This is a genomic window from Actinoallomurus acaciae, from assembly GCF_042429965.1.
Classification (GTDB): domain Bacteria; phylum Actinomycetota; class Actinomycetes; order Streptosporangiales; family Streptosporangiaceae; genus Actinoallomurus; species Actinoallomurus acaciae.
Genome location: NZ_JBHLZP010000517.1, coordinates 1 through 5555, shown reverse-complemented (window position 1 = coordinate 5555; position 5555 = coordinate 1). Strand labels below are relative to the sequence as shown.

Below are 5555 nucleotides of genomic sequence, written 5' to 3'. Positions count from 1 at the left end.
GCCGCTCGTCGGCCGCCCACGCCCTCAGCCGGGCGGACAGGTCGCGCGCGTCCGCCGTCGCCGCGGTCACCACGATCGCGGGTGGCGCGTCGCCCCGGCCGGGCCGGCCTGGAACGGAGGGCAGCGGGATCCAGTCGAGCCGGAACAGCGACTCGTGGTGGCCGCCGCCGGTCGCGCGCAGGCGGGCGGGGCGTTCCAGCAGCAGGCGGCGGGTGACCTTTCCGGAGGCCGTACGCGGGACCTCGCCGATCTCGTACAGCTCCTCCGGCACCTTGAAGTAGGCCAGGCGCTCGCGGCAGGCGGCGAACAACGCCTCCGGGTCCAGTCCCTCCGGCCCCGGCACGACGAAGGCCACCGGGACCTCGCCGAGCACCTCGTGCGGGCGCCCGGCGACCGCGACGTCCGCCACGCCGGGCTGGGCGCGGAGGACCTCCTCCACCTCCCCCGGATGGATGTTCTCGCCGCCGCGGATGATGAGTTCCTTGATCCGGCCGGTGATGGTGAAATAGCCGGCCGCGTCCCGCCGGGCCAGGTCGCCGGTGCGGTACCAGCCGTCGCGGAACGCCTCGGCGGTGGCCTCGGGCTGGTTGTGGTAGCCGGTCATCACGCTGGGTCCGCGGACCCAGACCTCGCCTTCCTCACCCGCGTCGACGTCGGTCCCGGTCTCCGGATCCACCAGCCGTACGCCGAGTCCCGGCACGGGCAGGCCGCACGATCCCTCGACGCGGGCGCCGGTCGGCCAGTTGATGGTGATCGACCCGCAGGTCTCGGTGCTGCCGTAGGCGTCCAGCAGCGGCGCGCCGAACGCCTCCTCGAACGACCGGCGCAGCGCCGCCGTGGTGACCGCGCCGCCGACCAGGCACATCCGCAGGTGCGGGGCTTTGAACCCCTCCTCGCGCGCCGCCCGGACGAGGTGGTGGTACATCGTCGGGACGCCGGCGAGGAAGGTGATGTCGTCCGCGCGCAGCGCGCCGAGCACCTCGCCCGCGCTGAAGCCGTCCAGGATGCGCGCGGTCGCGCCGACCGCCGTGACGCCCAGCACGCACGCGATGTGCGAGAGGCTGTGGAACAGGGGCAGCGGCCACAGGACCCGGTCCTCGGCCGACAGCCCGGGGACGGGGACGTAGCAGGCCGCCACCGACCACAGGCAGTTGCGCTGGGTGGAGAGGACCCCCTTGGGCCTGCCGGTGGTGCCGGAGGTGTAGAGCATCCACGCCGGTTCGTCCAGGCCGAGGTCGTCGCGGGCGGGCGTGACGGGGTCGGCTCCGGCGAGCGCTTCGAAGGACAGCGCCCCGGGCGGCACCTCGGACGGCGCGTCGCCGACGACCACGACCGTGACGTCCGGCCGTCCCGCCAGCACCCGGCCCAGCGGCGCGGTGTGCGCGACGTCGGTGATCACCAGCCGGGCGCCGCTGTCGTCGAGCAGATAGGCCAGTTCCGCCTCGGTGACCCGCGGGTTCACCGGCACCCCGATCGCACCCGCCCGGACCAGGGCCAGGTAGCTCTCCACCGTCTCGACCCGGTTGCCGAGCAGAATGGCCGCGCGGTCGCCGGGTTGCAGCCGACGGTCCGCCAGATGGCCCGCCAGGCGCCGCGTCCGCAATTCCAGATCGGCATAGGTGACGGTCCGCCGGGCGTCCCGGAAGGCGACCTTCCGGGACGCGCGGCGGGCGTGTTCGGTCAACAATTCAGGCAGTGGCCGAATAAGCTCCGTACGCAGCATCCCGGCGCATCCCCCAAAGAGAGTGAGTCACTCGCAATATTTGCGAGCCGGCGTGATTCAGTCTCAGCAAAGAATGGTCCGGGCAATCCCCTAACGGTCCCCCTAGAGGTCCCTACTCACGATCGTGCCCGAGGCAGAGACGGGGTCAGCAGGTCGAGCAGATCCGAGGGGCGGCGCAGGAGCGCGTCCGGCCGTTCGGCCAGCAGCGGCCCGGGATCGCCCTCGCCCCACAGCGCGGCGATCGCGCCGACCCGGGCGCCCCGCGCGCTCCGCAGGTCGGTGACGGCGTCACCGACCATCACCGTCTCCTCCGGGCGGGCTCCGAGCAGGTCGAGGGCGCGTTCGACGATGTCGGGCGCCGGCTTGGGCCGCGGCACCTCATCGGAGCCGATCACGTGTGCGAAGTGGCCGGCGATTCCCAGAACGTTCAGCAGCGACCGGGCCCGGGGCCCGCTCTTGCCGGTCGCGACCGCGAGCCTGAGCCCGCGCCGGTTCAGCTCCGTCAGCAGCGGCTCGACCCCGTCGAAGACGGTCACCTCACCGGCGAGCCGGTAGCTCTCCCGGACGAACGGCTCCTCGATCGCCGGGGGCAGGCCCATGATGCGCATGATGTCGGGGAAGTAGCGGCCCAGATGCCGGCTGTACTCCTCGAACGGGGCGGGGCCCTCCCCCATCACCTCGGCGTAGGCCGTGCGAAACGCCCGGCGCATCACGTCGAAGCTGTCCACGATCACACCGTCCAGATCGAAGACCACCGCGCGCGTCGCGCCGCCCGGGAACTCACCGGCCATGGCCCGCCCCCGCGACCGCCGGCGTCCGCCCGGCGGACCTCGCCGAGTCGTACAGCCGCTCGAACGCCGAGATCATCAGCCGGGACTGCGCGATCACCGTGCCGCGGCGGGACGGATCGGCCAGTAGTCCGGGCAACTCGTCGAGCTGGCGGGAGTACTCGATTCCCACCGGCTCCTCCGGTACCGGCACCGGCTTGGTGGCGCCGTGCCACGCGCGGGTGAGCACGGACGCCGGCTGCCGGTTCGTGCTGAACCCGAACGTGCAGCGCAGCGTGGCGGTGCCGGCGCCGCCGTCCACGGTGATCGTGGTGGTGTCGCGGGTCTCGTGCGAGGCCCAGCTGGTCCGCAGGGCCACCGAGACGCCGCGGTCGGTCACCAGGAACCCGCGCGCGGTGTCCTCGACATCGCCGGCGCCCGAGGTGTCGGACGTCGCGGACGCGACGTCGTCCCCGGTCTCCTTCCAGCGCGCACGGCGCGACCGGTCGTTGACGAAGTCGGCCGAGACCGTGCCGATGACCTGGTCGAAGACCGTGGGGCCGAGCAGGGGCTCCACGGTGTCGAGGAGGTGCCAGCCGAGGTCGAGAAGCGCGCCGCCACCCGCCTGCTCGCGCCGTACGAACCAGCCGCCCGCTCTGGGCACACCGTGCGCGCGGACCCAGGACAGATCCAGGTGCCGGATCGGGCCGAGCTCCGCGGCCAGGGCCAGCAGCGCCCGCACGTCGGTGCGGTAGCGGGCGGCGCTCCCGGCCAGGAGGACCGCCCCGCCCTCCCGTTCGGCCGCCGCGAGTTGGTCGGCCTCGGCCACACTCAGGCACACCGGCTTCTCCAGGAACACCGGCACTCCCCTGGCGAGCAGCCTGGTCGCGACCGGGCTGTGCAGGTGGTTGGGGACGGCCACCACCGCCAGGTCCACCGTCGCCGGGTCGAGGTCCTCGACCGAGGCCGGCGCGGTCGGCACGCCCGCCGAGGCGCGGGCGGCCGGGTCGGGATCGACGACGGCGGTGACCGTATAGCGCCCGTGCTCGTGCAGCCGGGGCAGCCAGATCTCTCGCCCCGCCCAGCCGAGACCGACCAGTGCCACCCGGAGGCGTGCGGCGCTCATGCGGCCCTCACGGCGTCGGCCACGATCTCGGCGACCCGGTGGATCTGCTCCTCGGTGGCGAGCAGCGTGCGGTGGTGCAGCCAGATCCCGTCGTCGGTGAGCGCGTCGGCGTTCGGGCAGCGCGCCGCCAGCTCGTCGACGGTGGCGTCCGGCGCGCCGGTCTCCCAGAAGGCGTCGGTGCGGTAGATCGCGCGGAACACCACGTAGGCGGGCACCCCGCGGGACACGAGGTCGTCGACGAGCGCGTCGCGCCGTTCCCCGGCCAGTCCCGGCACCCGGAACATCGCCATGTAGTGGGGCACCCGGTCGGCGCGGGCGTCACGTCCCTGCGGAACGACACCGGGGATCTCCGCCAGGAGCCGGGTCAGGGCCGGGGCGCGTCGTTCCCGCGTGTCGATCTGCTCGTCCAGGCGGCTCAGCTGGGAGCGAAGGACGGCGGCGGAGAACTCGTTCATGCGGAAGTTCGACCCCGAGGTCCGGTGCCGGTAGCCGCGGTCGTCACGCGGCCGGCCGCAGCTGTGCCGCAGGAACGCCTCTTCGTAGGACTCGCGGTCGGGGAAGGTGGCCGCGCCGCCCTCACCCGCCGTCATCAGCTTGCCTTCCTGGAAGCTGTACGCGGCGACCGAGCCGAGTTCCCCCACCCGGCGGCCGTTCCACCGGGCACCGTGCGCGTGGGCGGCGTCCTGGGCGAGCGGGACGCCGCTGTCGGCCGACAGTTTGCCCAGCCTGTCCATGTCGGCGATCTGACCGGCCATGTGCACGGGCATGATCGCCCTGGTGCGCGGCCCGATCGCCGCCTCGGCGGCCTCGGCGTCCAGGCAGTAGGTGTCCGGGTCGATGTCCGCCGGCACCGCCACCGCGCCGAGCCGCTGCGCCGCCTGCGACGACGAGATGAAGGTGAACGCCGGCACCACGACCTCATCCCCCGGGCCGACCCCCAGCACCTGGAGTGCCAGCTCCAGGGCGTGGGTTCCGTTGGTCACCGCCAGGGCGTGCTCGGCGCCCTCGTGCTCGGCGAACTCCCGCTCGAAGGCGTCGACCTCGCCGCCGCCCATACGCCACCAGTGGCCCTGTTCCAGCGCGCGGATCAACCCCGCGCGTTCCCGCTCGTCATACTGCGGCCATTCCGGCAGTCCTATATCACTCATGTGCGCCACGTCCCTCCACGGAATACGTGCCCGATCACGCGATAAACGGCCCCTATCGGGGATTTCATCGGCACGATACCCAAGCCGTGAGCGCTTTTCATATCCCCTATTCACCCCCCTATATTTCCCTTGCCAGAATGCCGTGACGATGTTTTTCGCGTCAATTGTTCAGCGCATGCTATAACGGCGATCATGCAGTTGCTTTTGCTGAACGGACCGAATCTGGGGATTCTCGGGCGCCGGGAACCGGAGATCTACGGGACCGACACGCTGGCCGACATCGAGACCTTCGTACGCGGGGAGGTGGCCGTGCGCGGCTGGGAGGTGGTGTCGGTGCAGCGCGAGTCGGAGGGCGAGCTGATCGAGACGTTGCACGGCCGGTGGGACACGGTCGGGGCGATCGTGAACCCGGGCGCGCTGATGATCGCGGGGTGGAGCCTGCGCGACGCGCTGGCCGCCTATCCGCGCCCGTGGATCGAGGTGCACCTGTCGAACGTGTGGGCGCGCGAGTCGTTCCGCCACGAGTCGGTGCTGGCACCGGTGGCGGACGGGGCGATCGTCGGGCTGGGGTCGCTCGGTTACCGGCTCGCCGCCCGGGCGCTGATGGCACTGGTGCCGGAATGACGCGCCTCGGGATCGACGTCGGCGGGACCAAGGCCGCCTTCCGGCCCGCCACCCCGGCACCGATAGCGCAGGTACCCCAATGACGCGCCTCGGGATCGACGTCGGCGGCACCAAGGCCGCCTTCCGGCCCGCCACCCCGGCACCGATAGCACAGGTACCCCAATGAC

5 protein-coding genes are annotated in these 5555 nt (G+C 72.5%); 1 reads left to right on the top strand and 4 read right to left on the bottom strand.

The window, feature by feature from the left end; translation table 11 throughout:
- From ACFFNX_RS40565 to ACFFNX_RS40550, 4 genes are all read right to left on the bottom strand, one after another.
- Positions 1–1687 (bottom strand): class I adenylate-forming enzyme family protein (locus tag ACFFNX_RS40565; RefSeq protein WP_378211497.1); only part of this gene is annotated, 1687 nt, incomplete at its 3' end.
- A gap of 152 nt (positions 1688–1839) precedes the next feature.
- Positions 1840–2514 carry an HAD-IA family hydrolase gene (locus ACFFNX_RS40560; RefSeq protein WP_378211496.1) on the bottom strand — a complete coding sequence of 225 codons (675 nt, stop codon included), beginning with the start codon at positions 2512–2514 and terminating at the stop codon, positions 1840–1842.
- Positions 2504–3616, bottom strand: a complete 1113-nt coding sequence (locus tag ACFFNX_RS40555; RefSeq protein WP_378211495.1) for a Gfo/Idh/MocA family protein — start codon at positions 3614–3616, stop codon at positions 2504–2506. Before ACFFNX_RS40555 ends, ACFFNX_RS40560 begins: the two co-directional genes overlap by 11 nt.
- Positions 3613–4764 (bottom strand): DegT/DnrJ/EryC1/StrS family aminotransferase, encoded by a 1152-nt coding sequence (locus tag ACFFNX_RS40550; protein ID WP_378211494.1) that lies wholly within the window; start codon positions 4762–4764, stop codon positions 3613–3615. Before ACFFNX_RS40550 ends, ACFFNX_RS40555 begins: the two co-directional genes overlap by 4 nt.
- Positions 4765–4956: 192 nt before the next feature.
- Between ACFFNX_RS40550 and ACFFNX_RS40545 the strand changes: the two genes are divergently transcribed.
- Positions 4957–5388: a type II 3-dehydroquinate dehydratase gene (locus tag ACFFNX_RS40545; RefSeq protein WP_378211493.1), complete on the top strand. Its 432-nt coding sequence runs from the start codon at positions 4957–4959 to the stop codon at positions 5386–5388.
- Positions 5389–5555: the final 167 nt, after the last annotated feature.

Coding starts and splice junctions, on each gene's coding strand:
- ACFFNX_RS40560 (WP_378211496.1), bottom strand. CDS start 2,514: ATGGCCGGTGAGTTCCCGGGCGGCGCGACGCGCGCGGTGGTCTTCGAT.
- ACFFNX_RS40555 (WP_378211495.1), bottom strand. CDS start 3,616: ATGAGCGCCGCACGCCTCCGGGTGGCACTGGTCGGTCTCGGCTGGGCG.
- ACFFNX_RS40550 (WP_378211494.1), bottom strand. CDS start 4,764: ATGAGTGATATAGGACTGCCGGAATGGCCGCAGTATGACGAGCGGGAA.
- ACFFNX_RS40545 (WP_378211493.1), top strand. CDS start 4,957: ATGCAGTTGCTTTTGCTGAACGGACCGAATCTGGGGATTCTCGGGCGC.